Source organism: Paenibacillus motobuensis (genome assembly GCF_039521865.1).
Classification (GTDB): domain Bacteria; phylum Bacillota; class Bacilli; order Paenibacillales; family Paenibacillaceae; genus Fontibacillus; species Fontibacillus motobuensis.
Genome location: NZ_BAAACX010000007.1, coordinates 602,858 through 629,775, shown reverse-complemented (window position 1 = coordinate 629,775; position 26,918 = coordinate 602,858). Strand labels below are relative to the sequence as shown.

At 48.9% G+C, this 26,918-nt stretch carries 21 protein-coding genes; 7 read left to right on the top strand and 14 right to left on the bottom strand.

The genetic code is table 11. The features are described from left to right. Positions 1 to 3,659: DNA polymerase III subunit alpha (locus ABD014_RS08130; RefSeq protein WP_343859677.1), on the bottom strand; the 3,659-nt coding region annotated here is incomplete at its 3' end. A 409-nt stretch (positions 3,660 to 4,068) separates the two neighbouring features. On the opposite strand from ABD014_RS08130, the gene ABD014_RS08125 reads away from it, so the two are divergent. From ABD014_RS08125 to ABD014_RS08115, 3 genes are all read left to right on the top strand, one after another. Then, positions 4,069 to 4,398 carry a YtrH family sporulation protein gene (locus ABD014_RS08125; protein WP_127001172.1) on the top strand — a complete coding sequence of 110 codons (330 nt, stop codon included), beginning with the start codon at positions 4,069 to 4,071 and terminating at the stop codon, positions 4,396 to 4,398. After that, on the top strand, positions 4,395 to 4,883 hold the full coding sequence (locus ABD014_RS08120; RefSeq protein WP_343859673.1) for a sporulation membrane protein YtrI: 489 nt from the start codon (positions 4,395 to 4,397) through the stop codon (positions 4,881 to 4,883). The genes ABD014_RS08125 and ABD014_RS08120 overlap by 4 nt, the downstream gene beginning before the upstream one ends. 84 nt (positions 4,884 to 4,967) lie before the next feature. Then, a complete protein-coding gene (locus ABD014_RS08115) occupies positions 4,968 to 5,267 on the top strand; it encodes a YtpI family protein (protein ID WP_343859671.1) in 300 nt (99 codons plus the stop codon). 21 nt (positions 5,268 to 5,288) lie between these two features. Here ABD014_RS08115 and ABD014_RS08110 read toward each other — a convergent pair whose 3' ends face one another. From ABD014_RS08110 to ABD014_RS08050, 13 genes are all read right to left on the bottom strand, one after another. Next, entirely contained in the window at positions 5,289 to 6,623 is a 1,335-nt protein-coding gene (locus ABD014_RS08110; protein WP_343859668.1) for a DRTGG domain-containing protein, read from the bottom strand. A gap of 182 nt (positions 6,624 to 6,805) precedes the next feature. Continuing rightward, positions 6,806 to 7,258 (bottom strand): Hsp20/alpha crystallin family protein, encoded by a 453-nt coding sequence (locus tag ABD014_RS08105; RefSeq protein ID WP_343859755.1) that lies wholly within the window; start codon positions 7,256 to 7,258, stop codon positions 6,806 to 6,808. A gap of 556 nt (positions 7,259 to 7,814) precedes the next feature. Further along, a complete protein-coding gene (locus ABD014_RS08100; RefSeq protein WP_343859753.1) occupies positions 7,815 to 8,594 on the bottom strand; it encodes a sensor domain-containing protein in 780 nt (259 codons plus the stop codon). A 283-nt stretch (positions 8,595 to 8,877) separates the two neighbouring features. Further along, positions 8,878 to 9,870 carry a LacI family DNA-binding transcriptional regulator gene (locus tag ABD014_RS08095; protein WP_343859665.1) on the bottom strand — a complete coding sequence of 331 codons (993 nt, stop codon included), beginning with the start codon at positions 9,868 to 9,870 and terminating at the stop codon, positions 8,878 to 8,880. Continuing rightward, positions 9,857 to 10,750 (bottom strand): DMT family transporter, encoded by an 894-nt coding sequence (locus ABD014_RS08090; RefSeq protein WP_343859662.1) that lies wholly within the window; start codon positions 10,748 to 10,750, stop codon positions 9,857 to 9,859. The genes ABD014_RS08095 and ABD014_RS08090 overlap by 14 nt, the downstream gene beginning before the upstream one ends. Beyond that, positions 10,747 to 12,450, bottom strand: coding sequence for an amylo-alpha-1,6-glucosidase (locus ABD014_RS08085; protein ID WP_343859660.1), 1,704 nt, complete (start codon positions 12,448 to 12,450; stop codon positions 10,747 to 10,749). Before ABD014_RS08085 ends, ABD014_RS08090 begins: the two co-directional genes overlap by 4 nt. A 4-nt stretch (positions 12,451 to 12,454) precedes the next feature. Next, the gene (locus ABD014_RS08080) at positions 12,455 to 15,544 is read right to left on the bottom strand and encodes a glycoside hydrolase family 2 TIM barrel-domain containing protein (protein WP_343859658.1); all 3,090 of its coding nucleotides are present in this window, start codon (positions 15,542 to 15,544) and stop codon (positions 12,455 to 12,457) included. 45 nt (positions 15,545 to 15,589) lie between these two features. Next, positions 15,590 to 16,411, bottom strand: a complete 822-nt coding sequence (locus ABD014_RS08075; protein WP_343859656.1) for a carbohydrate ABC transporter permease — start codon at positions 16,409 to 16,411, stop codon at positions 15,590 to 15,592. Further along, positions 16,408 to 17,349 (bottom strand): carbohydrate ABC transporter permease, encoded by a 942-nt coding sequence (locus ABD014_RS08070; protein ID WP_127001190.1) that lies wholly within the window; start codon positions 17,347 to 17,349, stop codon positions 16,408 to 16,410. The genes ABD014_RS08075 and ABD014_RS08070 overlap by 4 nt, the downstream gene beginning before the upstream one ends. A gap of 235 nt (positions 17,350 to 17,584) precedes the next feature. Then, positions 17,585 to 18,817: an ABC transporter substrate-binding protein gene (locus tag ABD014_RS08065; protein ID WP_343859652.1), complete on the bottom strand. Its 1,233-nt coding sequence runs from the start codon at positions 18,815 to 18,817 to the stop codon at positions 17,585 to 17,587. Positions 18,818 to 19,340: 523 nt separating this feature from the next. Further along, positions 19,341 to 19,634, bottom strand: coding sequence for a hypothetical protein (locus tag ABD014_RS08060; RefSeq protein ID WP_343859650.1), 294 nt, complete (start codon positions 19,632 to 19,634; stop codon positions 19,341 to 19,343). A gap of 391 nt (positions 19,635 to 20,025) precedes the next feature. Beyond that, the gene (locus ABD014_RS08055; protein ID WP_343859647.1) at positions 20,026 to 20,376 is read right to left on the bottom strand and encodes a YlbF/YmcA family competence regulator; all 351 of its coding nucleotides are present in this window, start codon (positions 20,374 to 20,376) and stop codon (positions 20,026 to 20,028) included. Positions 20,377 to 20,501: 125 nt separating this feature from the next. Next, a complete protein-coding gene (locus ABD014_RS08050; protein WP_343859645.1) occupies positions 20,502 to 21,665 on the bottom strand; it encodes a DUF445 domain-containing protein in 1,164 nt (387 codons plus the stop codon). A 191-nt stretch (positions 21,666 to 21,856) separates the two neighbouring features. Here ABD014_RS08050 and ABD014_RS08045 point away from each other — a divergent pair, with 191 nt between their 5' ends. The 4 genes from ABD014_RS08045 (at position 21,857) to ABD014_RS08030 (ending at position 26,902) form a co-directional block, all read left to right on the top strand. Next, positions 21,857 to 23,224, top strand: a complete 1,368-nt coding sequence (locus ABD014_RS08045; RefSeq protein WP_343859643.1) for a YheC/YheD family endospore coat-associated protein — start codon at positions 21,857 to 21,859, stop codon at positions 23,222 to 23,224. 13 nt (positions 23,225 to 23,237) lie between these two features. After that, positions 23,238 to 24,347, top strand: a complete 1,110-nt coding sequence (locus ABD014_RS08040) for a YheC/YheD family endospore coat-associated protein (RefSeq protein ID WP_343859640.1) — start codon at positions 23,238 to 23,240, stop codon at positions 24,345 to 24,347. Positions 24,348 to 24,419: 72 nt separating this feature from the next. Further along, a complete protein-coding gene (locus ABD014_RS08035; RefSeq protein ID WP_343859637.1) occupies positions 24,420 to 25,790 on the top strand; it encodes a YheC/YheD family endospore coat-associated protein in 1,371 nt (456 codons plus the stop codon). Then, on the top strand, positions 25,790 to 26,902 hold the full coding sequence (locus tag ABD014_RS08030) for a YheC/YheD family endospore coat-associated protein (RefSeq protein ID WP_343859634.1): 1,113 nt from the start codon (positions 25,790 to 25,792) through the stop codon (positions 26,900 to 26,902). The genes ABD014_RS08035 and ABD014_RS08030 overlap by 1 nt, the downstream gene beginning before the upstream one ends. The last annotated feature ends 16 nt before the right edge of the window (positions 26,903 to 26,918 follow it).

Below are 26,918 nucleotides of genomic sequence, written 5' to 3'. Positions count from 1 at the left end.
CCGCCTGCGGCGGCTTGCCCCCCGTTGGCATGGCCACGGGGGAGCGGCTCCGCCGCACTGGCAGCATCCGCAGGGCTGCCTGCACCGGAAGCATCGGATACCATCGTATCCAACGTTCCCGGTTTGCCGCTGGCCCCGGCTTCCACGCCGCCGGGGCCAGCGCCCGCTTGCGCCGCTGCGCCTGCCGGAACCGACTGCGGCTCACTAGCGCCGCTGCCGCGTACAGGCGTGTTCGCGGCGCCCACCGCGGCGCTCGCGCCTGCGGTCCCGCCGCTTCCAGCGCGGCTGGCGCCAGCGCCTGCCTGCGCCGTGCTGCGCCGGCGGCCAAGCCCGCGCCGTAGCGCGGTGAGGCTCTGCGCGCTCAGCGGCGCCACCTCATCGGCCAGCAGCTTGAAGCCTTCGTCTTGCTGCTGGACCGTAGCGCGCAGTGCGAGCAGCGCCCCCTTCGTTACGTGCGGCGCGCAGCGGCGCCACACGTTCGGGAACAAGACAACCTCGCAGCGCTCGATCTGGTCTTCCAGTTCTATGAAGGCCATTGGCTTGCCTTGCTTGGTCATGATCGTCTTCAGCGAGACAACCATCCCCGCCACAACCGTCTCGCTCTCATCCACCGCCTCAGCCAAATCCATCAGCCGATCGATACCGTCTTCATCCATCAGCTCATCATAATCATCCAGCGGATGGCCGGATAAGTATAATCCGAGCAACTCACGCTCCAGTTCAAGCTGTTGCCCTACTGAAAACATAGGAATCTCAGGATACTCGATATCCCAGTTTGGCGTCTCAATGAAATCAAACAATTGGATCTGAAGGTCATCTCGTTCCTTACGCCACTTCGTCGCCGCTTCCACCGTTTCATCCAGCATCGCCAGCAATTGAGCGCGATGTCCAGGTAAGGAATCAAACGCTCCGCCCTGAATCAGCGACTCGATAACCCGCTTGTTGCAGACGCGCAGATCGACGCGACGGCAGAAATCAAGCAGACTATCAAAAGGCCGCTCCTGCCGCTCCTTCAGAATACTCTCCATCGCCTGGGTTCCTACATTCTTAATTGCGGCCAGACCAAAGCGAATGACCCCATAAGGCTCTCCTGATTCCGAATTTGATCCCGAATTGGAATCGGAACCTGAATTCATCGGCCTATCCGTCCCAATGTTGATAATCTCAGAATCGACTACCGTTCCAGTCTTGCTCGTACCGTTCACTCGAGGCGTGAATAACACCCCGCTCTCATTCACATCCGGTGGCAATACAACGATGCCCATCCGGCGGCACTCAACAATATATTCGGCAACCTTGCGGTGGCTGCCCATGACAGCCGTTAGCATGGAGGCCATGAAATGCACAGGATAATGCGCCTTCAAATAAGCCGTCTGAAAAGCGAGCACTCCGTACGCCGCGGCATGCGCCCGCGGGAAGCCATAATCCGCGAAACGGACGATCATATCATAGACCGCGTTCGCATCCGTCTCCTTATAACCCTGGGCCTTGCTCCCGGCCACAAAATGGCCGCGCTGCTCATCCAGTACCTCGCGCTTCTTCTTCGACACGGCACGGCGCAGCAAATCCGCTTCACCTAGCGAGAATCCAGCCATCCTTGATGCGATCTGCATGATCTGCTCCTGATAGACAATGATGCCGTACGTATCCTTCAGAATTGGCTCCAGATCCGGATGCGGGTAATGAACCTCACTCAAACCGTGCTTTGAGGAAATATAATTTGGAATAAACTCCATCGGACCTGGACGATACAGGGCCAGAACAGAGATAACATCCTCGAACTGCGACGGCTTCAAATCACGCAGCACGCGGCGCATGCCCGCCGACTCAAGCTGGAATACTCCAGTCGTCTCACCACGGCCTAACATCTCATAGGTCTTGTGATCATCATCGGGAATGATACGAAAATCCGGCACATCTCCGCTCTCCTCCGTGATCCACTTCATGCAGCGTTCGATGATCGACAGCGTACGCAAACCGAGGAAGTCCATCTTCAGCAAACCGATCGCTTCGAGATTCTCCATTGAATATTGCGTCAGCGCCGTACCTTCGCTACCCGTCTGCAGTGGAACTGCGTCTGTCAGCGGATCGCGGGAGATGACTACGCCTGCCGCATGAGTCGAAGCGTGCCTTGGCATCCCCTCTACCTTCATCGCCATATCGAGGAGTCCGTGAATACGCGGCTGTGAGTCATACAACCCCTTCAAATCCGGACTCTCCTTCATCGCGCGTTCAATCGTCATCCCCAGGTTGCCGGGAATGAGCTTAGCTACCTTATCGACCTCGCCGAAAGGAACGCCCAGCGCCCTTCCTACGTCGCGCACAGCCGCCCGCGCTGCCATTGTACCGAAGGTAATAATCTGAGCAACATGCTCAGAACCATATTTATCCGATACATAAGCAATGACTTCATCCCGGCGCAAATCGCTGAAGTCAATATCGATATCCGGCATCGTCACCCGCTCCGGATTGAGGAAGCGTTCGAACAGAAGATTATATTTCATCGGATCTACATTCGTAATATGCAGCACATAAGCAACGATACTGCCTGCAGAGGAACCCCGGCCCGGACCCGTGGCGATGCCATGGCGATGAGCGAAAGCGATGAAATCCCATACAATTAGAAAATAATCAGAGAATCCCATATTCGCGATAACACCCAGCTCATACTTGAGCCGTTTCTGTAGCGAAGCCTGGGCCTCATCGCTCTGCCACTCCGGCAAACCGCCATAACGCTCGGCAAGACCTTGTTGACAGAGGGTCTCTAAATAAGACGCCGCATCCATCCCCTCGGGAATCGGACGGTAGGCCGGGAGAATATGCTTGCCAAATTCCAGCTCCAAATCGCATTTCTCAGCGATAATCGATGTATTGCGAATTGCTTCCGGCACATGCGGGAACAGCGTAGCCATTTGAGCCCCATCCTTCAGGTAGAGCTGGTTCGTATTCATTTTCAGGCGATCCTCGTCCTCTACGCTCTTGCCCGTGCCAATACAGATTAGCACATCCTGGACCTCGGCATCGTCCTGCTCCAGGTAGTGAACATCATTGGTCGCTACAAGAGCAATTCCCGTCTCTTCAGCAAGCTGAATGAGCTGCGGATTCACCTTCTTCTGCTCCGGGATGCTGTGATCCTGCAGCTCAAGATAGAAGTCCCCACCGAACGCCGCCTTATAGCGCAGAGCGGCCCGCTTCGCTTCCTCATAGCGGCCATGCAACAGATGCTGCGGCACTTCTCCGCCAAGACATGCGCTTAAGCAGACAAGCCCCTCAGCATGGCGCTCCAGAACCTCCCAATCGATACGCGGTTTGTAATGGAATCCTTCAAGCTGCGCAATCGAGCACATGCGCATCAGGTTCTGATACCCCTGCAGATTCTTAGCAAGCAGAATCAGATGATGGATCGGCTGATCCTTGCGGCTGCCCCGCTCCTTACGCGACCCGGCAGTAAAGTACATCTCACACCCGATAATCGGCTTGATTCCATTTGCCTTGCACAATTTATAAAAAGGAACCGCACCGTACATCACTCCGTGGTCGGTCAGCGCCAGCGCCTTCATGCCGAAGCCGGCGGCTCTCTTAACCAGATCCTCAAGCCGGGCGGCACCGTCCAGCAAGCTATATTCGCTGTGTACATGCAGGTGAACAAAGCTGTCCATGCGTTTCCTTCCTTTCCATGTCAAATCCGTACTATAAGACTAATCTTATCTATTTATAAGTGAAGTTTCGAACAATTCAATATTCGACGTCGTATAAGCTCTCAGTGTTACTTCGTGTTAATATATAGAATTTATTCGTTATCTTGCTACGCTGATGAAATTCTATATCGCAAGAAAACCTACCGCTGAATCGCCGTCGCTTATCCTTGAATTGGCATCGATCGGTTTTCTTATCAAAAGCGGACTTTTGAACTACCTCTATAAAACTGTCTCTTTAATAAAAGATTTTATCATACATCCATAGGCTGCGCCCATAGAATGAGAGTAACGAGGGACAAGGGACCATTCACGCTTTACATAAGATTAATACCTGAACGAGCCATCTGGCGAAAGGAGAGCTGACGGAAAGATGAGTACTTTTCTTACAAAAGCTATTATCGACTTCTTCGTGGCATTCGGAATCGTGCTCGGAGGAGCGCTGATTGGAGGAATCGGGGCGGTCATGGCATTCCAGCCGCCGACTCAGAGCATGCTCGAGATCGCCGGTCGCATCAAGATCTGGGCGCTGGCTGCTGCAGTAGGCGGAACGATCGATCCGATGCGGGTAATCGAAAGTAATTTCTTTGACGGCAACATCTCTCCGGCAATTAAGCAGATTCTATATCTAATGTTCGCATTTCTAGGAGCTCATATCGGAGCAGAAATCGTGCGCTGGATGTGCGGGGGCGGCAGGGGATGAAGGGACCCAGTCTTCAGGGCTTCAAGCGCTTTATGCAGTTTGTCGGCGTGTTCCTGCTAGGCATAGTCATCGGCAGCATTGCCTACAATATGGTCTTTCAGGCGAGCTATAACCAGCTATGGATCGAGAACAAAGACCTGCAGATCAAGCTCTATCAATTGGAAGAAGACAATAAGACGCTGCGAAAATATCGAAATCGCTCCACCGTTGTCAAGGAGATTAAGGTAACGGTAGAAGAAAGAGACCCTCCGCTAGATTCCCTCGCCGTTAAGGAAGTCGTGCAGACGCTACAGGATGAGCTCGAAGTGTTGCGCGGCAGGAACATCTTCGATATCGATTCCGATGCCAAAATGGCCCGTACACTGCTTAACCGAAAAATATATTCCGTCCGCGACAAGGATTATAGTATTCAGATCAAGACGATGTTGGTGAGTGAAGGCGTACTACAGATTTGGGTCGATATGCGGCCATATGTGCGAAGTTGATTTTTCATGTTACAATGATATAAATCACCCTGTACATAATTTTTTTGGTAGTATTCTATTGTGAAAAGGAGCTGTCCAACTTATATGGTCGATGGCATTCTGTATGTGGTGTATGCCGGCTTGTTCATATCCAGCATATGCTCGATTATATTCAGCCTGAAGGCGCGCCGCTCTACCGACAACCACAAACGCGGCATCACACAGGCCAAGAGCAATATCAGCATGGGCTTCATGCTACTGTTCCTGGCCATCATTCAAATGTTCATGTTCACCGGTTCGACTGTGCGCGTTGTTGTAGGCGCTGTTTTTATGGTACTGGGGGCATTTAATATTTTTGCCGGCTTCCGTAACTATGGAATCTTCTCCAGACAAAGAGCGGATTAGAAGAGTCCAGGGACTATGCTTCTATGCATGGTCGATAGATTGCAAGGTCAACATCGCCTTGGCGACAATATTGTCCTGATATTTCATCAGCATCTCCAATTTACATGCCCTGCGGCTCATCTCCAGAATGACCGGAGTGATGACGACCGGATTCTCAATTTGGACAGGTCGAATGAAGTAGGTTGATAAATTATCTATGACATAATCGGCCCCGCTGATATCCTTGGCAAAGGTCAAGGCCGCCTGCGTCATTAATGAGCTGAGCACGCCGTTAGAGATCGTTCCTAAGTGAGTAGCCATCTGCGGCGTGATCATACCATGGAAGAACAACCTGCCATCCTGATCACGCTCTTCGGCGAACCCGTTCCACATCAAATGTTCAAATGTCTCGCCCATCTGCGGCTGGTTCTGAGCATCTCGCATTGCCTGAAGTACCTCTCTACGTGTGACTGAGGAGACTAGCTTGCGATTGCGGTCCACAACCGGCAGGAAGTCAATCCCTTCCCACACCATAATCTGTGCGGCTGAAGCGAGCGTGGTCTGCATCCCTACCGTAATCGGATGGCGGCTTAAGCATTTCTCAATGCTCTGATCACCTCTAAGCTCCTCAATGTCCTTGCGGCTAATGATGCCAATGACCCGATTCCATTCATCGACAACCGGAAAATGCTGTGCCCCCGTCTCAATCGATAGTTCGTCAAAATCAGCGATCGTACTCGTCAGCTTCAGCATACTTACCCGTGGCTTCCTGGCCACAATATCCTCAACGAGCATAATCTTCTTCTTAATCAAGCGGTCAAATAAGGCGCGGTTAATCATCGATGCTACCGTGAACGTATCATGACGCGAAGAAATAATCGGCAGCTGCAGGGAGTCCGCCAAATTTTTCACTTCACGGCTTGTCCCGAACCCGCCGGTAATGAGTACGCCAGAGCCCTGCTGCAGAGCCAAGGAATGGGAATCCTCACGGTTCCCGACAATCAGCAGACTACCCGCATCAATATAACGCGCCATTGCATCGATCTTCATAGCTCCGATCACATACTTGTGCAAAGTTTTGCCTAGCCCATCAGCCCCGCCAAGCACATGACCCTCTACGATTTCCACCACATCTTCAAAGCTCAATTGATCGGATAGATTCCGCGGCTTCTTCTCAACACGAACTGTACCGATACGCTCTTTGGTAATGACGATACCCAGGTTTTCCGCTTCTTTCAGCGCCCGGTAAGCCGTACCCTCGCTCACGGTCATCGTCTTGGCCAATTTACGCACGGATATCTTCGTTCCAATCTTCAGTCCTTCAATATATTGAAGCAGTTGCTCGTGCTTTGTAATTCCTTCTTCATGCACTTCCAACTGTTATACCCCCAATCCGAATCTGTACTATTCTGTATCTATTATACACTTAATTTTATAATGTTAAAGCTAAATAGCGTCTTAAAGCACCTAGCTACCAAATAAAAGCCCCTCCCATAATCAATATGGAAAGGGCCGTTGTAAGCTATGCAGTTTCATGCCGCAATATTCAATATTTTACATCAAATATCTCTGTCGTCCCGAATCTGAATCCGTCTAGTACCAGAGTTCGCTTGCTTAGGTACCTCGAGCTTAAGCACTCCATCCTTCAACGTCGCTGTAATTCTGCTATCATCAATGTCTTGAACATAGAATCGACGAACATATTCTCCAAAATGACGCTCTCGACGTACAATTTGCTGGTCTGTATTTTCTACTTTATTCTCTTCCTTGCGTACAGCTTTGATCGTTAAGTAAGGGGCTGCATAGTTAATTTCGATATCATCTTTCTGAAAGCCGGGCAGCTCCGCCTCAACCAGATAGGCCTGGTCTGTCTCACGGATATCCGTCTTAAATGAGAGTCCCGAGCCTTTGAACGGCGTAAACCAGTCGTCATCGAACATATCATTGAAGGATTTCACCAACTGACCGAACGCATCTTCTCTGCGTTTTCCAAAAGGAATCAAATCAAACATCATATCATTTCCCCTTTCTTTGACCTTGTTTGACCTTACACTTATATTATATGCCCCCACCTACTAAGTGACAAAAGTAAATAAGCCGCAAATTAGCTCAAAATCAGGAAAATTCATTGAATTTACGTAAGGATTTACCTTAACATGTTGAGTTTGACCTTTTCTGACCTTTAATCTAATTGACTTGATGTTTGTCTAACGAAACTACGACACGCTATTAGACTGAAAATAAGGGCTTATAAGATTCTAAGGAAACTGTGAATCGTTATTTGGGAGAAATAAGCCGAATTTGACGATAAAATGACTCAATAACGATACCATGTTTCGTTAGAATTTTTGGAAGGAGGTTTGGGGGCAAATCGCGTTACCCAGTTTCCTTAGAATTTGGGGAGGCGCTTGGACGACAAATAGCGTTCCCTAGTTTCCTTAGAAAACAGGGGAACGTTTGCCACCGAATTGCGCTCCCTGGTCTCCGACGAATTTCACAAAGCTCTTCAGTTGTCCAAATAAACCACGCATCAATACGCATCAAATAGAAGATAAAAAAAGAGAGCTTTTAAAGCTCTCTGTAGGCTGGCTGTATCATCGCTTGAGTAGACGGATCCTCGGGGTAGTCATAATATTGTGGCTGAACCATCGTTTCCATTGGCACTGACGGCTGCTGATAGGGCTCATCCACATACATGATTCTGCGCTGAACTTGCATGAGCCCATTCACGATGCGAAGCGCGACCCAAAAAAGTACAAGGCCAACCCCTACGTACAGCATATATTGCTGATTATAGGTCCAATCAATGTGAAAATAGCTAAATAGGCTATTCTCTAAAATATCGAGCTGCATTTCATTCATCAAAATAATATGCACGACTGGAAGAGCAATAAGTCCTAGTCCTAGTGAAATCGCCGTTATCATAATAATAAAGAAGACAATGCCTGTTACAAATCTCAGGAATACGAGCAGCAGGTTACGAGTGAATAGCCCCCCGTCAAAATCCTTGATCATTCGTTTCAACCAGTTCTGCCCAGCCTCAGACTGTTGATTGTGAGTATTCGAAACAGGAGGGGTAGGCAAACCTAAAATTTGTCTAATCATGTTTTGTTCAAACTTCACCATCCCATTCAACAGCTTAGCTACTCCAAAAAATAGCGGTATTCCGATAAATACGGGGGTTAGACCAACTGATAGTGCAATTCCTGTTATCGCTACTGTAAAATAGATAATCCCTAACGGGAGAGATATCAGTAAATAGAGGATCGTTGCATAGGTTTTCGGATTAAACAACGCCCAATTCACCTTGCCTGACCGCGCCGTGGCAGTCGCTTCTGTTGCCTTCATCATTCAAACACTCCTTTGAGTTCATAAGTCACGCTCTGAGTTTATAAATCTATTATATCCGGCTCATTTGCGTGGCATAACCGTCTTAGGTGGTATCTGAAGCTAGACTTTAGGCTAGGTTAGGTTATTAGAAAACAGAAAAGGCTGCCCCATCGCAGCAAATTACTACGAATGGTGCAACCCTATAAAAACGGTTCCAGCTATGAGCTACAACATTTTCAGAAATCTTCATCAAATATGACTCACTACTAGCAGAACACTACATCCCGCCACACTCCGCTGTTCATCTCACGTCAATAGCGCTCTCGCGTATGATCAGCTTCGTCGGGATCGTGATCTGCAGACAAATCTCTCTGGCGCTATTCAAGCGGTCTTGCATCAGCGATACAGCCGTCTCGCCCATAAACTCCGTATTCAAACGAATCGTGGTCAGAGGCGGGACCATAAACTGTGCGGCCGAGATATCGTTGAATCCGATAATGCTTATATCCTCTGGAATGCGATAGCCTAGCTCGGAGCAGGCTTTGTAGAGACCAACTGCGATCGTATCATTCGCGACGAATACGGCTGTCGGTTTCTCCTTGAGCTCTAGCAACTGCTTCAGCAGCAGATAGCCATCCTTCGGATTATAGCCACCGATCTTTATATATTCCTCATGATAGAGGTCCTTGCTCTTTAAGTACTTCTCGAACACTTCCTGCCGTAGATCATAGTAATGATTGCCCGATTTATCCGTATCGACACCGCCGATAAAGCCAATCTTCGTATGCCCAAGCTCCAGCAAATAATCAAGCGCTTTGCGCGTCGCCTTATGAAAATCGATGACAACCGAATCGAATCGGTCCGGATCCGGAGATGAATCGATAAAGACTACCGGCTTCTGAAAGCCTGAAATGCGCTCGATGTCTTCTCTAACGAAGAAACCGAGACATATTATTCCATCGATCGTCCGCAGCCGTTCGGGCTGGTCGCTGCTGCGAATACGGTATATTTTATGGCCTTCTTGCTCTAGCTTCTTCTCCAATGCAACACGAATCGAGAGATAATAGGTATCATCCAATTCTTCTTCCAGAGAATAAGAATAATAGAGCCCGATCTTGAATCTCCGCTTACGCTTCTTGCGACTCGGCGCCTGATAGGATAGCTGCTCAGCAGCCTCAAAGACCCGCTGTCTCGTCTCATCGGTCACATTCAACGTCTCATCATAATTCAATACCCGCGACACTGTCGCAATCGAGACATTGGCTATATCCGCAATATCTTTAATCGTTGCCATTATACCGCCTACTCATCTTATTTTGTAAAAAAGCCAGTTTCGTCTCTGCTGTAATCACCGCTGCCAAAATCAATATGCTACCGATAATGATACGTATCGTAAGCTGCTCATGCAAGATTAACACCGAGAACAGAGTGCCAAACAGCGCCTCCGTCGACAATATGATCGCTGCTTTGGTCTCGGTCGTATATTTCTGCGCGAGGGTCTGTACCAGAAAAGCGACCGTCGTGCTGAATATACCTAAATAGGACGCTGCCAGCAAACCTCTGCCATCGAGATCGAAATGAAGCGATTCTCCACGAAACAAGATGACTAGTATAGATAGTAAGAATGCTGTAAACATCTGCACGATCGTCAGTCCGATCGGCGAGTGCTTCTTGACGAATTCTGCCGTAAAGAAGATATGAAAAGCAAAGCAAACCGCACACAGTAAAGTCAAGACATCTCCGGTATTAAAAGCTCCGTTCAATTCTACGGAAAGAATACCAACGCCGGCAATGGCCAGAACCGCACCGATCAAACCGTATTTATCCAAGCCTCTCCGAAAGAGAAGGAAACCGATAAACGGAACAATCACAACGTTAACTGCGGTCAGGAATGCGTTCTTGGAAGGGGTCGTATATTGCAGGCCCAAAGTCTGCAACAGGAAGGCCAGGAATAGAAATATGCCCAGTACTACGCCCGCCGCTAACGCTGGCCGCGTCAAAGTCCGAATATGCTTCATAAAGATCAGAGCCATTAGACAGGAGGCGATCAGGAAGCGGATTGCCATCACTTGATAGGGTGACATAAAATCAAGCGAAATCGCACTCGCAATAAATCCCGTTCCCCAGATGACCGCTACTAACAGAAGGCCGAGTTCACCTGCATATTTTCTCATCCTTTACCATTCACCGCCATAGCGAACTGTTCCGCTAACAGCAGAAATACACTCGATGTCCAAGTAAAGGCAGGATCGACCAGGCCTTTGCCGCTGAATGGATCGAAATTCTCCGCCATTCCTCCGACAAGTGTCAGTTCCATAAATTTATGCGCCAACGCTGCCGCAAGTTCATTATATCCATTATTTTGAAGTGCATCAATGAACAAATAGCTGACCGGTGCCCAGATCGGCCCTAACCAATAGCCATTGTCCTTATATAGCGGACTGTCCATGCTCTCCGTACATATCCCATATGGAGCTTCGAATTTATCAATTAACACCTGCACCAGCCTGTCGGTTAGTTCTGGCGGCAGCCTGTAGCCGATCACAAGCGGCATCAACAGAATCAAGCTGCCTTGATGTTCGATAATTCGGTCCTCCGGTGCATATCTGGCAACGAAGGTACCATCCACATACAGGCGCTCCATAAGCAGACCGTACATCTCATCGGCCGTCTTGCTCCATTTCTTTGCCTCGTCCATGAGCCCAAGCTCGACCGCCATATCGCTTAATATATCGATCTGGCGAATCAGATGAGCTGCAAGATCAGGCGACTCGACCGGAACCCCTTCATGGAAGATCGAAGCATTATCCCAGCCAGAGTCGTTGCCGTGATTGTACACCGGCAGATGGTAGGAATCGCTGCGGCGATGTTCCAGCCAATAATTCGTCGCCCGCTTTAAGCTATCATACACATTGGCTACAATCGCTGGCTCATTAAACTTGGCGTTCTGCTGTCTCATCTGAGTGAAAGCCCAAGCATGGATCGGCGGCTTGCAGCAATTGAAGGAAATGAACTTATCATTGATGAAATCCGCATAAATGCCGCTGTGGTCCTGATGAGCCATAAATATCTCCAGTTGAGCAAGCGCCAGCTCGGGCCGCCGCTTACTCAGCATTAGGGCATTAAAGCAGTTATCCCAGCTCCAAATATTAAACATCCAGTTCTTGGACATGTACATTGCGTAATCCGTTAGCTGACCTTCGGGATGCACGACACAGGACCAAGTTATATAAGAGGCCAATTGGCGAGAAGGTTCGAATCGATCCGGCACGATCGTCATCTGCTGTAGCCACTGTTCATAATGCTGTCTCACCCGCTCGTAAGCCGCAGAGTAGTCATCATACTCTCGTCTCATCCAGACCGTCTTATAACTCTCGATGGCGAAGCTGCACTTCCTGCCATTCGGATTGAACGTAATGGCTATTCGCTCATTGCCCACCGTACTCCAGGGTGCATCCACATCAACCTCTCCACGAAGAAGCGTGAACATCAGCTTGATCTCTTTGGTATATAAATGGTACTCCCATTGTCCCTCCCTGTAAGGCATGAGACTGTCGTAACGCGACTTGAGTGCCGTGAGCTGCAGGGATACACCATTCATCATACCGCGAATGACATCTTCATCACTGATACATAGCTCTGCCCATTGCTCTGGCTGATTGCGATGGACGAGACGAAGCCTCGTCTCTGTTACATCAAGATCATAGTCCACCGGCACGCCGTTCTGCATAAGACAAACCTCAAATATGTTGCTTGGTGCCTCATCTCCACCATGCAGATCCCGCAGCATCAGCTGACCGGTCTTCCGATCCAGGGAGAAGGCAAAGTATGATCCGTAGCGGCTGAACGGAATATCCGCAATATTCATATTCATCGCCTCACTCCTTCTCGGCATACAGCCGTTTGCTTGCACTCACTTCGGTCCCAGGGACAACCGCCGACCACTCAACATCGATTGCAAATGTACGGAGGCCAAGCTTGTATGGAGGAAGCTGCTCCTCGCCGCAGCTATTGCTACCAAGTCCTGTCTGCATGTCATCGATATGAACGACGTGATAGGAGGCCTTCTCCAATTCATGATGATGCTTCGCCCGTTCGAGCGCTTCTGTCGTGTAATCATGCACAGTAAACTCGCAGCTGTGCCGCGATTTGAACAGGAGCGACGACGCCTCAAGGTCCGACATACTGAACCACTTCACATCGATGCGGTTGCCGTTCTCCTGCGGATACACATAAGGAGTATGCAGTTCTTCAACCGCTGCGCGATACACTCCCATCATCGATGCCTGCTTGCTGTCGATATAGTTCTCTCCGAAGCCTCTGCCATACCAGGTCACTTGTCCGAGCTGTTGGCGAACATGCATCTCGATACCTAGCCGCGGCAGCATGGACGGAACTTCCTTGCCATAAATAACAGGCTCCCCCGCCAGATGAAGCCGGATCGTTCCATCCGCATACACGGTGTAACGATAAGTTGACTCGAAGCCAAAGGCCTGATTCAGAGCACTGAAGTATGTTGATATATTTACTTCCGCGTGGCTGCCATGATCCTTCACATCAAAGCCCATTAATTGCTCACTGCTGAGATGGAGGAAATATTTCTTCTTCCAATCGTCAACCTTGTACATGTCGTTATCGATCGGTGCCCGCCACATCGTCAGTCTCGGACCGCGTTCAATCCATGCGGCGCCCTGCCTGCGATAACTGTGCAAGTAACCGTACACATGGTCGAATACCGCTTCGAACTGAGCATTGGATATTGTCGTATACACCGCATCCCGAACTATGCTTAGCTCTCCTGATACTTGGCGCACAGTCAATTCTGTCCGTTCATACGGCAACCTGAACTGCGCATCGGCTATTGAATACCCCTGTTCGGCGTAAGGCGTTCCGTCCTTCAATTTATATTGTAAATTCAAATAGTAATCTGTGTTCGGAAGCACTTCATCGATGGAGTAGTCGATTCGATGCTCTCTTTTCTCGCCAGGCAGAATAGTATTCAGCGGTGATGTCCCCTGGCCAAGCACTTGATCGTCATATACAATCTGCCATTCAAGCTGCAAATGGGAGAGATCGATAAATTGATACGTATTTTCTATTTCAATCATGCCCTGCTTCAGATCCAAGGCCTTCGTCTTCACCGGTTCGATCACTTTCTTATATTCCAGCAATGCAGGAGAAGGTGTCTGATCCGGGTAAATCAAGCCGTCGATGCAGAAATTACCGTTCGTAGGCTCATCCCCGAAGTCCCCACCGTATGCATAATAAAGATTCCCATCTGTGTTGACCTGCTGAATTCCGTGATCACACCATTCCCAGATAAAGCCGCCCTGAAGGCGTTTATACTGTCTGAATGCATCCTGATACTCCTGTAAGCCGCCCGGTCCATTGCCCATGGCATGTCCGTATTCGCACATCAAATGCGGCTTCTTGCCTTCATCATCGCGGCCGATCTCCTTCAGCCTCTCGAGCCTTGTATACATTGTAGAATAGACATCGGTGATGATCGCTTGGCGATCCCCTTCATAGTGGACTAGGCGCGTCGGGTCCAGCCGTTTGCAGGCCCTAGCCATGCTTACGAAATTACTGCCGAAGCTTGATTCATTGCCCAAGGACCACATTATGACCGAAGCATGATTGCGGTCGCGAAGCACCATCCGCTCAGCGCGGTCAACATAGGATCGTTCCCATTCCTTATTATCGGACAGCCAGTCATAACGACCGATCAACTCAAAGCCATGGCATTCCAGATCCGCTTCGTCAATAACATACAGCCCATATTGATCACAAAGGTCATAGAATACTTCGTTGTTCGGATAATGAGCGGTACGAACCGCATTAATATTGTGGCGCTTCATGAGAAGGATGTCCTGTAACATACGCTCCTTGCTAACAGTGCGTCCATGTTCAGGGTCATGGTCATGGCGGTTGACTCCATTCAGCATGATCACTTTGCCATTCACTCTAATGTTGCCATCCTTCACCTCAACACAGCGGAAGCCGATGCGCAGAGGGATGACTTCAATAGCCCGGTCTCCTTCAAACAGTGTCACGAGCAGCGAATACAGACTCGGGGTTTCTGCTGTCCATTGCATAGGCGCGGAGATCAGCTTAGTCAACGTAATATCATGGGTCGCCTCAGCAGAAATTGCCACTCCTTGCTCCATCTGAGCTACGAGTTCTCCTTGTTCGTCTTGAAGTTCACAAGCGATCCGGACATTTCTGCCCTGCGCAGAACGATTATCCAACTTGATCTGTACCTTCAATTCACTATCTTGGTACATTTCATCAAATGCCGTCACCACATAAATATCCTCGATCGCCGTCTCCGGCATCTGATACAGTTCAACACTACGGAAGATACCGCTCAACCACCACATGTCCTGGTCTTCCAGATAAGTTCCGTCCGACCATTGATAGACACGAACCGTGATCTGATTATCTCCTGCTGCAATATACGGAGTAATATCGAACTCCGATGGCAGGCGGCTCACCTTGCTGTAGCCAGCATGCTCACCGTTAATCCATAGATCAAAAGCACTATCCACGCCGTTAAATTTCAATAGGATGCGCTGTCCCGAAGCCAGTTCATCCACACGGAAGCTACGACGATAAATACCTGTTGGATTGTCGGTTGGCACATACGGGGGATTAATCGGAAACAGATAGTACAGATCGGTATAGCTCATCTTCCCGTACCCTTTCATCTGCCAACAGGAGGGAACCTCAATTCGGTCCCATTTGCTAGAATCATAATCTATTTGATAGAAGCCTGACGGAGACAATTCAGGCGCCTCCAGATAGAGGAACTCCCACTCTCCGTCCAGACTTTGATAGCCGATACTCTCCTCTTTATTCATCTCCAGCGCTTGCTTCTTCGAGCGATAGCGCCAGTAGCTTCCGCTCGCGCTTTTACGATTGATGTGAGATAGATGAATATCCTCCCAGCGTTTATAGCTTCTTCTCATACCAACTTCCTCCCCAATACCATTGTTGTATAACGCTTGAAGCTGTTATTTAATCGCTCCGCTAATTCCTTCAACTATATATTTCTGTGCGAACAAGAAGGCGATTACCGGCGGAATAATCATTAATATCGTAATCGACATAATCGGAATGATCTGTAATTCATGAACTCCTTTAAACGCAGCCAGCCCTAGCGCTAGCGTATACTTCGAGCGATCCTGCAAGAAGATGAGCGGTCCAAGATAGTCGTTCCATACGCTGAGGATATTAAGAACTGCAATCAGCGTTAGCGGCGCCTTCATAATCGGTACAAATATTCTAGAGTACGTCTGGAAGTCATTAGCCCCGTCAATCTTGGCCGCATGCTCTAGTTCTTTAGGCACGCCCATTAGAAATTGCCGTAACAAGAACACATAATATGCCGATCCGAAAAAGGCAGGTATGATCAGCGGCTTCAGCGTATTGATCCAGCCGAATAAATTGAACTGCATGTAGAGCGGAATCATTGTAACGTCCCAAGGGATCATCATCGTCGCCAGCAGCAGGATGAACAGGCCATTCTTGAACTTGAACTCATATCTGGAGAACCCATAAGCGATCATCGAACAGGAAATGATCTGTCCAATGGTTGTCAGCACCGTAATCGTGATCGAATTCAGCAAATATTTGCTGAAGGGCTGGGCATTCCAGGCATCGACAAAGTTGGAGAATCTCCAGTTGCCCGGGAAAAATACGAGCGGATACTGATACACCTCGGATTCTGTCTTCAGCGCGGTCAGCACTATCCATATGAACGGAAACAGAAAATAGATCGAAAACAACACAAGTAGAGAATAGATGATCGTCTTATACCATGCTGATGTCTTCATTTGCCCTTTCCTCCCCGCGCAGGCTTATTCTTCACTTCATTCTCATAGAACACCCATACAGAGGAAGATCTGAAGATCAATGCAGTTAACAATAAGATGATGATGAACATAAACCAGGCGTTTGCACTGGCATAACCGAGCTTATGATGCTTGAACGCATTATTGTATACGAACAGCCCATAGAAATAGGTCGATTTGAGCGGCCCGCCATTAGTCAAAAGCAGGACCAGCGTTAACTGCTGTAATGCGGAAATCGTGGATGTAATCAAGTTGAAGAATAGCGTTGGCGTAATCAGCGGCAAGGTAATGCTCCAGAATTGTCGGAACGGCCCCGCCCCGTCAATCGCTGCCGATTCATATAAATCTGGCGAAATGCCTTTAATATTCGTATAGAAGATCAACATCATCGTTCCGACACCCCAGGCGCTGGCAATGACGATGGAGATAATCGCGCTATTCGGATCGACCAGCCACTTCGGCCCTTCAATTCCGAGCAAGGACAGTGCGTAGTTCAAAATCCCGTATTTGGTGTTGAAAATCCAGCCCCAAATGATCGAAACAGCAACCCCAGACACGACAGCAGGCAGATAGAAGATGGTGCGGAATATTTTGACCCCTTTCACATTCTGTGTAATGAGCAGGGCCAGTATCAACGAGATACCCAGGCTGAGTGGAACATAGAAGATTGCAAACTTCAATGTAATCCACAAAGATTTATAGAATTGAGGGTCATCTGTGAACATCTTGGAATAGTTACCAAGCCCGATGAACTTCGGCTTAGAGGTGACAGGCCAATTGAAGAAGCTCATGATTAACGAAAATACTAATGGTCCAACCGTAAACAGTAAGATCCCGACGATCCAGGGCGATATAAATAAATAAGGAGTCCATTTTGCTAATTTGCGGGCTCGTTTATAGCTTTTGGCTGCTTGTTCCATAGCTAACCTCCGACTTTCCTCTTAGTCTGATAGCGTATCCCTAAGCGGGTGATTATGTCAGGAAAGGAGGGAAGCGACAGCCTCATCGCTCCCTTCCCGCTTTTAGAGGTAGTTCAAAAAGTCCACTTTTGATCACGAAAATCGGCCTTTTTTGAACACACACTTCTAGAATTCATTCAATCCATTTATCGAGGTGTTCAATAAATTGACTTTAGGAACCTTATTGAACTTGTTCTTATTGTGCAGCATCATCCAACACGGTCTTCGGATCCATCAAAGTGCTCGGATTAAAGATCGACTCAAACGCTAGTTCCAGACGCTCGGAGATCTCACTCCAGTTATCTACTTTGAACGAAGCCGGTGTATATTTTTCGCTCATCTCAAGCATGCGATAGAATACTTTCTTCATATCATCGTTCTTCAAATTCTCGCTCTCGACCACGCTCTTCAGTACAGGAAGTTCATAGTCAATTCGCTCCTTGTTCGCTTCTTCGCTCGTCCAGAATTTAATGAACTCCCAGGCCGCATCCTTCTTGCTCGATTCCTTCGACATCGATATGCCTGAGGAAGACACAATACTGACAGCGCTTCCATCTTTGAATTTAGGCAACTCGACGACTCCAAAATTAATCCCAGCTTCACGCAGACTACCGAGCGACCAAGCTCCGTTTGTGAACATGGCTACCTTGCCTGACTTCATCTCCGTTGCTCCCGAGCCTTCGGTCGTAATTGCGTATCCTTCCTTAAGCATGTTCTGGAACATTGTCAGTACTTCAATCGATTTGGGACTATTCAGGTACCCTTCAAGGTTGCCTTTATCATCGACATAGGATGCACCGTTCCCCCATAAGAACATCTCATAATCATAAGGATCAGGCTTGCCTGAGAAGGCAAATCCGCTGATACTTTCCGCATCATTAGTCAATTTCTTGGCATCAGCCTGCAGATCTTCCCATGTCCATCCGTCCTGCGGATACGGAATGCCCGCAGCATCGAACAAATCCTTGTTATAGTAGACGACGTGTGTAGTATAGCCCACTGGTAGGCCCAAGATTTGATCATCGGCCGAGTTATAATTCCACAGCGTATCATAGAAATTGTCCTTAAAGTCGCTGCCTTCCTTCTCAATATAAGGGTCCAAAGGCTCCAACGCATCTTTATATGTTGGGTAATTCCACATGTACATCACGTCCGGAGCATCCTTTGCCCCCATACCAGCTGTAATCTTCGTGTCATAATCGCTGCCGTAGGCTTCCAGGTTCACTTGAATATCAGGATGTTGCTCATTAAACTTATCGATCAATTCTTGCTGCAGCGTCAAGTTATCCTCAGAATCCCAAGTTGCAAACCGAATCGTCTGCTTGCCGCCCTGATCCGCCTTATTCCCCGTTCCTCCTCCGCAAGCTGTTAAAGACAGAACCACCAGCAACATAACGATAAATAATGATTTCCCTTTTGCTTTCAGCATAAAAGCCCCCCCTAAATTTGTGTTCCAAATCTTAAGACTACGCTGAATCCTGAATCCTACCACACGAAACTGTTATGAATCGCCTGTTCTAAGTTTGCTAGGCACCCCCTGGAGCTCTCAAATATGAAAGCGCATTCGAAATTACTAAAAACAAGAATGAATATCGCCTCACGTTACGGCTTCTTCACTTCTTATCCAAGTGGAGCGTTTCTTTTTTTCTCATTATATTTTTAGTTTTAGTAAAAAGTCAACAATTTTTATCAGTAAAAATAATCGTAATTGATCCTTAATATGCTAATATAGCCATATATAACGAGCATTTAGGTTGTTTATTTAGATAAAAGAGCTGTTTAAGCATTATTTACTTTAGTAAAAACTATATGTTTTTACTAGCAAAAATAGCTATTATTAATAGAATTATTTTATTGCTGTTGAATCACTCATCAAAGGTGACCTGTATCCATAAAAAAGCGCGAGCCTTCCAGTTCTATTTGAACCGGAAGATTCGCGCTTGCTGTCAAATTTACATGCTATGATTCTGACGCTCCGTGGTGCCCCATGTGCTCTGCCACTCGCTCAGTTTGGCGCGGCGGACAGCATCCAGGGCCCGCTGCTTCTCCTCATTCACACCGAGCAGGAAATGTAAATGCGCTCCGATAACCAGTAGGGCAAAAGCTGCCCAGACCATTCCGAACCAGGATACAAAGCCCCCGCCTGGCTGGAATTTAATCAGGGGAATGGCATATACCAGCATAGCCAAGGCTAGGATCAAATACACGGCATGTTTCCACTTGCTCTTCTTCTTAACAACTTTCATCTTAGCTACAACTCCTTCATTTCTTGGAATAGACTATGTTCCATCAGCTCGTACATGGAATCTATATATCTACTCTATGAAGGAGATTCGAACAATATGATAGGTTGTTCAAAAAGTCGCTTTTGATCACGAAGTAACACTGAAAGCTTATTCGACATCGAATCTTGAACTCAGCCGGGCCTTCCGGTGCTCACGTAGGTTTTGCCTACGCTCCGCTCCTCAGTCCCTAGCTTCATCCAACCTTCTCGGTGCTGAAAACCGACCTTTTTGAACTCGCAATATGATAGGTTGTCCAAAAAGTCGCTTTTGATCACGAAGTAACACTGAAAGCTTATTCGACATCGAATCTTGAACTCAGCCGGGCCTTCCGGTGCTCACGTAGGTTTTGCCTCTACCCTTGGATCGATGGTCCATACAGGTCTTGCAGGCTGTCAGTAATGATCTTGTTAACGTCCTGGATAATGACGCTCAAGCGGCGCTCTGCATCGAACAAACGGCGAATGTTAAGGTTTAAGCTAAGGCTCTCGAATTGCTTCTCCATCTGCCCCATCTCTTCCTGGGATGGCATATCCCCGGACATCATACGCTGCTGCATTGCATTCTGTTGTGCACGGAACTCGTCCAGCATCCGCTTGCTATCCAAGTCCAGATCGATCAGCTTCATCGCCGATTTGATATCCGCAACCTCCTGACTCTCTCTCAACGATTTCGCTAATTCATTCGCTTTATCATAAATATTCATTTCTATGACCTCCTGAAATTTTGTGAACAGACTCCAAACAATAATAACCGATTCATGGGGTACCTGCCACTATTAGTACGTACTCTCAAGGATCGGTTACCCTGAAGCTTCTTGAAGCAACCTATCTATCGCCACCACAGCATGAACAAAGACTGTAGTAAGCCGATCATTCCCCCAAGGACTACGCCCAGCCACGTAATTGCGCGGAATTCCTTACCTGAGACGCTTAGAATGACTTCCTCCAACAATTCGATCGGGAAATTCTGCACTTGCTCATGCACCAGCTTAGGCAATTGAATAGCTGCCATCACTACCGGAATCCCACGAACAATCCCTCTAAGCATGCGGTCTGTAAAGCCAGGGATCGCATGCTCCAATTGAGGCTTCCAGGAAGCCAGCAAGGATGATAGCTTCAATTCTTCGGCCTTGCTTATCCATTTATCCAGCGGCAGCTTCTGGATCTGTGAGATGATCCAGTCCTTGCCCTCTTCATTCGCTAAGAGCTGCAGCAGTTCGTTGACTGGCTTCTCAGCATATTCCTCAAGCTTATCCTTAATCGCTCCCGCTACCTTCTCTCTCGTCTCGTCCCCCCGTAGAGCACGGACTAGGGCAGGGGTCAGCTTGCGCACCATCTTATCTTCATCCATGAAGATCGCTGCCATGGTACCCAAGAATCCACCAGCTTGATCAGCCAAGCCCGCCGCCATCTTCGACAGCATCCGCTGACCTCCAGCAGAGAGCAGTTCCTCTTCAATCGTTCGCAGAAGAACCTCCGCAGCTATCTCGCTCCAGCGTTCCCGGTTCTCTTCTGTCCAACCAGGGATAACCTCTTTGAGCGCCTTCTCACCCAGACCATATTGATCCCATAGCCAATCCATCCCACGCTCAAGAACCGAGTTGGTTGTATCGGTAAGCTTCAGCTTGATCGCTTCCCACTTATCCTCCTCCCACACGGTTAAAACGGCCTCTTTCAACGTGAGTGGACTTTGCGTCCATTTATCGAGAAGCGCCCGTAAATAATCCTCTACCTTCTGTTTGAAGGAAGGGCGGAGCACCATATCCTGCAGACCTTCCGGCGTTACTAAGTAATCGGCAACGACATTTCCGAGCGACTGTGCGATATCCTCTCTACGCTTCGGTATTAATCCCGGAGTGAACGGGACGCGAAATCGACCGATCATGATCCTCTTTCTCGGATGGAATAACATCTTGATTGCAAAATGGTTCGTGATACCGCCGACGAAAGCAGCGACAGCTACACTGACCATAATATAAATCCAAGGATTCATCTCAATACCTACCTTCCCCTTGGCCCCTCATGTCCCATCCGCGAAATCCCTGAATATAGGCTAATGAAATCAAACATGGGTCAATCACCAAGGATTCTATGTCCTCATATGATGCATTACATGCACTTACGCAGATACCCTTATTAGCATCCAGGATATCAAGCTTAAGCTTGGAAGGAGACTTACGCTTCATGCCCTCCAAAAAAATAAAGATTCAGATTATGAGCCCGAATCTGTTGGATAATGATTATCTCGTCCTAGGCGAACAGCTGATAAGGCAATGGAAAATCCCGACCCATTACCCGGTGCAGCTCGCATTCGGCTCATTTCGGCACACCGTCAAAGTCATTCCCTTGGCCAGATTCGATGGCGTAAGGATCAGCCAAGAACTGGCCGGGAAAATGGGTGTTCTGCCCCGTTCCTCGTTACGGCTCAGCTACCGTCCGCACTCCACTACTCTCCAGTTTGGTCCACTTGTCGGAGTGTTAATCAGCAGAGATTATGCAGGAGCTTCGGATAGGCCCTTCGGTCCAATTACGATGTTCTGCAGAGAGCTCGTGAAAGCCTGCCAGCGTCAGGGAGTGTATGTTTATTTCTTCACACCGGATCACATTGGAACGAGTTCGAACTCTTTGTCAGGCTGGGTCTTCAGTGAAGCATGGGAACAAATTACCGTGCCTGCTGCAGATGTATTCTACAATCGTCTGACAACCCGCAAATTAGAGAATAAACCTAGCGTACAGCATTTTATGAAAGAAGTAAAATCCAGCTATGGAAGCCACTTCTTCAACGAAAAATTCCTTGACAAAACCGAAGTCTTCGACGCGCTGGGGCGAGACGTATCCGTATCGCGCTACTTGCCTGAGTCCCATTTGTTCCGCGGCTACTCTACGCTGAAGATGATGTGCGGCAAGTATCCGACCGTCTTCCTGAAGCCGGTCAAAGGAAGTCTCGGCAAAGGCATCATACGGATCTCCCGACTAGAAGGCGGGGCGTATCAATCGATGACCGCATTGGTCGGGGGAACCAAGAGACAGGTCTATCCTTCGCTCACCAAGCTGTATTCCGCTATATCGCCCAAGATGAAGACTACACGCTACCAGATCCAGCAGGGACTTGTTCTCATCGAAAGCGATCGGCGTCCAGTCGATTTTCGCGCTTTGGTGCAGAAGAACCGAAGCGGAGCCTGGAACATTACCTCGATCGTAGCCCGAACAGCTGGCAGCCAGCATTTTGTCTCCAATCTGGCTCGCGGAGGATCACTTAGCACCGTTAAGGACGCCGTCTCTCGAAGCTCGCTTCCAATCGGGGTCAAATCCCGGGTCAGCGCTCAACTGCGCAAAGCGGCACTCAATATTGCCAGGGGCGTTGATACACAGATTCCGGCCCACTTCGGAGAGCTTGGGATCGATCTAGCCGTGGATCACCATGGGAAAATCTGGCTGCTCGAGGTGAATTCCAAGCCATCCAAGAATGATAACACACCCATGGGCGGGGGCAAAATCCGTCCCTCTGTGAAGCAAGTGATTGAATATGCTCGTTATTTGTCCGGATTCTAAGGAGGAGAGAAGTTTGGCTAAGCTGTCAAAAGGAGCGGTTGGCATTCTGGTAGCAAGAAGCGAAGGAACAGTTCCTTTCGCTGAATCGGCCTTTTGCCGCAATCTGTGCATCATGGGAGAGAGAGAGGGGCTTGAGGTCTATGTATTCAGCCCGGTCTCCGTCAATCCGGATAGCGGACTTGTAGCCGGCTATTTCTATGAGGATGGACATTGGGGAAGGAAATGGTTCTCGCCGCCGGATATCGTATATGACCGGTATTTTTCCCGTGACCGCAAGCAATTGAATCAGAAGCAGCAGACCCTCTCCTTGCTGAAGAAGAACCATCCTTTCATCTATTTGACCCGGAGTCTGTCAGGAAAATGGGCCGTGTACCGGACACTAGGCAAATTTTCGCAGTTCACCTCCTATTTACCGGAAACCGTAAAATATCAAGGTTCTACCGCATTGTCCGAATGGCTGCATGCCCACCGAGGAGAAGCATTCCTTAAACCGCAGTTAGGCACACAGGGCAGACGGACCTTGCACGTCAAGATGTCGACATTCGGAAATGAGCTCCATATCACCGGGAGAGCTGGAAATAACAATGTCATTAACCGTCGCTTCCTAAATCTGAAGCAAGGCCTGGAATGGATCGATAAATTCATTGGACGCCGCCCCTTCCTGATCCAGCCCTATCTGGAGCTTACCAATGCAGAAGGTGAGCCGTTTGACATCCGGGTACTAATGCAGAAGAACGAGACCGGCCGTTGGGAGCAGACCGGCAAGGCGGCACGAGTCGGCCGCAAGCAGTCCGTCACATCAAATCTGCACGGCGGTGGAACAGCCCATAAGGCGATTCCCTTCCTGATCGAGCAGTATGGGAGCGGTGCTGGAAGAAAGATTGCCACATTAATTCAAGAGCTCGCCGCGGAGATTCCGGAAGCCCTGGAAGCCCACTACGGCCGTCTGGCAGAGCTGGGTATCGACTTCGGTGTCGACCGGAAAGGCAAAGTATGGATACTGGAGGTCAACTCCAAACCAGGGCGCACTTCATTTGTGAAAATCGGCGATATGAAAAGCGCCAGAAAATCGATACAAAATCCAATGGGGTACGCTCGCTATTTATTGCATAGCAAATCCTGAATGTGGCTCGGAAAAACCGTTAGACCCCAATATCTGACTTTTGAACCACGTACTTTTAGGAGGAAAAAATTCATGAGTTTGACTTTTGGCAACGTCCATTTCACGCAGCAGCCTCAACGGGTCGTCTACGTGTCCGGCTCCTTAATGAAAAACCTGAAGCTGTCGGGAAAAAAGTCGGTCCACCTCAGATTCGGCGGAGAACGCGTTCCCGCTACAGTCAAGTCCATTAACAAAACAGGAAAACATCTATACCTGGCCTCTGGAATTCGCAAAGGAATAAAAATTCCGAAGGCAGGCGGGGTGTTCCTGCGCGCTCAGGAAGGCGAGGTCCAGATCGGTCCGCTCATCGGCGTACTATCCGATGGCCCAACCTCGTCGCTGGCCCATCCCTTCGGGTCTAGGACCGGCTTCATCAAGCAATTGCTGACGATGGGCAGCAAGCAGTCCTACATCTTCGCCTTCACACCGAGAGATATCAATTGGACCAACGAGACAATCAACGGATTCTTCCTTGGCGAGAACGGGCGCTTCACGCGCAAGAAGGTACCGTTACCCGATGTTGTCTACAACCGGTTGCCAAGCCGCCGTGCAGAGACGACGAATTCCATCAATCAGCTGCGTGAGCGATTTATCCGCCGAAGAATCCCGTTCTTCAACTGGAGCTTCTTCAATAAATCCGATATCTATCGCTTGCTGGAGAGAGATACGCTGGTCAGTCGTTTCGTTCCTGAATCGATCAATAGTCCTTCACCAGAACAAATTAAAGAGCTGCTGGATCGTCACGCACTTATCTACTATAAACCGAGCGGCGGCAGTCTTGGGAACGGCATCTATCGCCTGTCGCATGTGGCGAAGAACGGATATTATGCTCGGTACCGCAAGAACGGGCGCAACGCCCTGCTGCGCTTCAACTCCTTCAGCAGCCTGATGCGTACGCTCCAGGCGAGGCACGGACGCGCCTTGCGCGGCTATGTCGCCCAGCAGGGAATTCGGCTGATAGAGATCGATGGTTGCCCGATCGATTTCAGATTCCATATGCACAAGAATGGCCGCAACCAATGGGTCGTCGTGGGCATTGGTGCTAAGAAGGCAGGCAAGGGCAGCGTGACGACACATCTGAAGAACGGCGGCTCACTGTTAACTCCGGAGCAGGCTCTCGGAAGAGCCTTTGGCGCAAGAGCGGATGATGTACTTAGAAATGCCAAGATAGTCGCAATTAACCTCGCCGAATCGATCGAGGCCCACCACCAGCATCTGCTCGGAGAGATCGGGTTCGACATCGGGATCGATAAGGACGAACGGGTCTGGATGTTCGAAGCGAATGCCAAGCCGGGAAGATCGATATTCAAGCATCCCTCTCTCCGCGCGGAAGGCAGAGCCTCCATTGAGCATATTTTGGAACATTGCTTATATCTGAGCAAATTCCGGAGGAGGGATGGCTGATGAGTCATCTTCTAGCTGACCAAAAGCCTGTCGTAGCCATACTCACGGTACACGACAAACTTAAACAATTCAGAGGGAACCGCGCCAACTTTCGCGATCTTGTGAAGATCGGCAGGGAACTTGATTTCCCCGTCTATATTCTCACAACAAAGGATTTGAAATTGTCAGCGAAAAAGGTGCATGGCTACTCCTATAGTCCAGAGGAAAAAACCTGGAAGAAGCTATGGTTTCCTCTGCCCAATGTCATATATAACCGGATTCCACTACGTGAAGACGAGAATAAGCCGCAAGTAAGACGTATCATCGACCAATGTGTCAAACACCACTCGATCCAATTGTTCAACCCGTACTTCTTCAATAAATGGCGCCTGTTCGACTGGCTGAAGAAGAACCGCTCTACTCGCAGCCTCGTTCCCGATACGAAAAGAATGCGCTCTCCACGGACATTGCTCGATATGCTAAAGCAGTACAGAAGCTTGTATTTGAAGCCCGAGAGCGGTAAAGCCGGCAAAGGAATCATGCTGCTGAAATATAATCCTGACAGTCCCAAGGCGTATCAATTAACGATCCAGGGGACCCGAAGAAAGAATGTACTCTATATGACCGATAATATGGCAAGTATGTGGCGGAGAATTAGAGCCGAGACGGTCCGTGTGCCTTATATTATGCAGCAAGGCATTCCGCTTACTTCCTATATGGACCGCCATTTTGACCTGAGATTGCTGGTGCAGAAGACAGGAAAAGGCGTATGGAGCGTAACCGGGGTCGGCGCCCGTCTGGCCGGGCCACACCGGATTACGACCCATGTTCCACAAGGAGGAAGCGTAGAGGACCCTGATAAGTTGCTAACCCCGACCTTCGGCTCCGACATGACCACATTCCTGATCAACCGGCTTAAATCGAGTGCTCTGCTCATCGCCAAGCAGGTGGAACGAGGCTGTGGTCATACTTTGGGGGAGATGTCCATGGATCTTGGGATCGACACGGACGGCAAAATCTGGTTCTTCGAAGCGAATGCCAAACCGATGAAATTTGATGAACCTCATATTCGTAGAAAATCACTGGAACGTGTCTTCCAATTCAGCAATTACCTTGCTCATCAGGACAAATAACATCCGCAAGGGGGGG

Bases quoted from the DNA above. Each gene is read 5' to 3' on its own strand.
- ABD014_RS08125 (WP_127001172.1), top strand. From the start codon at position 4,069: ATGAGTACTTTTCTTACAAAAGCTATTATCGACTTCTTCGTGGCATTC.
- ABD014_RS08120 (WP_343859673.1), top strand. From the start codon at position 4,395: ATGAAGGGACCCAGTCTTCAGGGCTTCAAGCGCTTTATGCAGTTTGTC.
- ABD014_RS08115 (WP_343859671.1), top strand. From the start codon at position 4,968: ATGGTCGATGGCATTCTGTATGTGGTGTATGCCGGCTTGTTCATATCC.
- ABD014_RS08105 (WP_343859755.1), bottom strand. From the start codon at position 7,258: ATGTTTGATTTGATTCCTTTTGGAAAACGCAGAGAAGATGCGTTCGGT.
- ABD014_RS08100 (WP_343859753.1), bottom strand. From the start codon at position 8,594: ATGAAGGCAACAGAAGCGACTGCCACGGCGCGGTCAGGCAAGGTGAAT.
- ABD014_RS08095 (WP_343859665.1), bottom strand. From the start codon at position 9,870: ATGGCAACGATTAAAGATATTGCGGATATAGCCAATGTCTCGATTGCG.
- ABD014_RS08090 (WP_343859662.1), bottom strand. From the start codon at position 10,750: ATGAGAAAATATGCAGGTGAACTCGGCCTTCTGTTAGTAGCGGTCATC.
- ABD014_RS08085 (WP_343859660.1), bottom strand. From the start codon at position 12,450: ATGAATATGAATATTGCGGATATTCCGTTCAGCCGCTACGGATCATAC.
- ABD014_RS08080 (WP_343859658.1), bottom strand. From the start codon at position 15,544: ATGAGAAGAAGCTATAAACGCTGGGAGGATATTCATCTATCTCACATC.
- ABD014_RS08075 (WP_343859656.1), bottom strand. From the start codon at position 16,411: ATGAAGACATCAGCATGGTATAAGACGATCATCTATTCTCTACTTGTG.
- ABD014_RS08070 (WP_127001190.1), bottom strand. From the start codon at position 17,349: ATGGAACAAGCAGCCAAAAGCTATAAACGAGCCCGCAAATTAGCAAAA.
- ABD014_RS08065 (WP_343859652.1), bottom strand. From the start codon at position 18,817: ATGCTGAAAGCAAAAGGGAAATCATTATTTATCGTTATGTTGCTGGTG.
- ABD014_RS08060 (WP_343859650.1), bottom strand. From the start codon at position 19,634: ATGAAAGTTGTTAAGAAGAAGAGCAAGTGGAAACATGCCGTGTATTTG.
- ABD014_RS08055 (WP_343859647.1), bottom strand. From the start codon at position 20,376: ATGAATATTTATGATAAAGCGAATGAATTAGCGAAATCGTTGAGAGAG.
- ABD014_RS08050 (WP_343859645.1), bottom strand. From the start codon at position 21,665: ATGAATCCTTGGATTTATATTATGGTCAGTGTAGCTGTCGCTGCTTTC.
- ABD014_RS08045 (WP_343859643.1), top strand. From the start codon at position 21,857: ATGCCCTCCAAAAAAATAAAGATTCAGATTATGAGCCCGAATCTGTTG.
- ABD014_RS08035 (WP_343859637.1), top strand. From the start codon at position 24,420: ATGAGTTTGACTTTTGGCAACGTCCATTTCACGCAGCAGCCTCAACGG.
- ABD014_RS08030 (WP_343859634.1), top strand. From the start codon at position 25,790: ATGAGTCATCTTCTAGCTGACCAAAAGCCTGTCGTAGCCATACTCACG.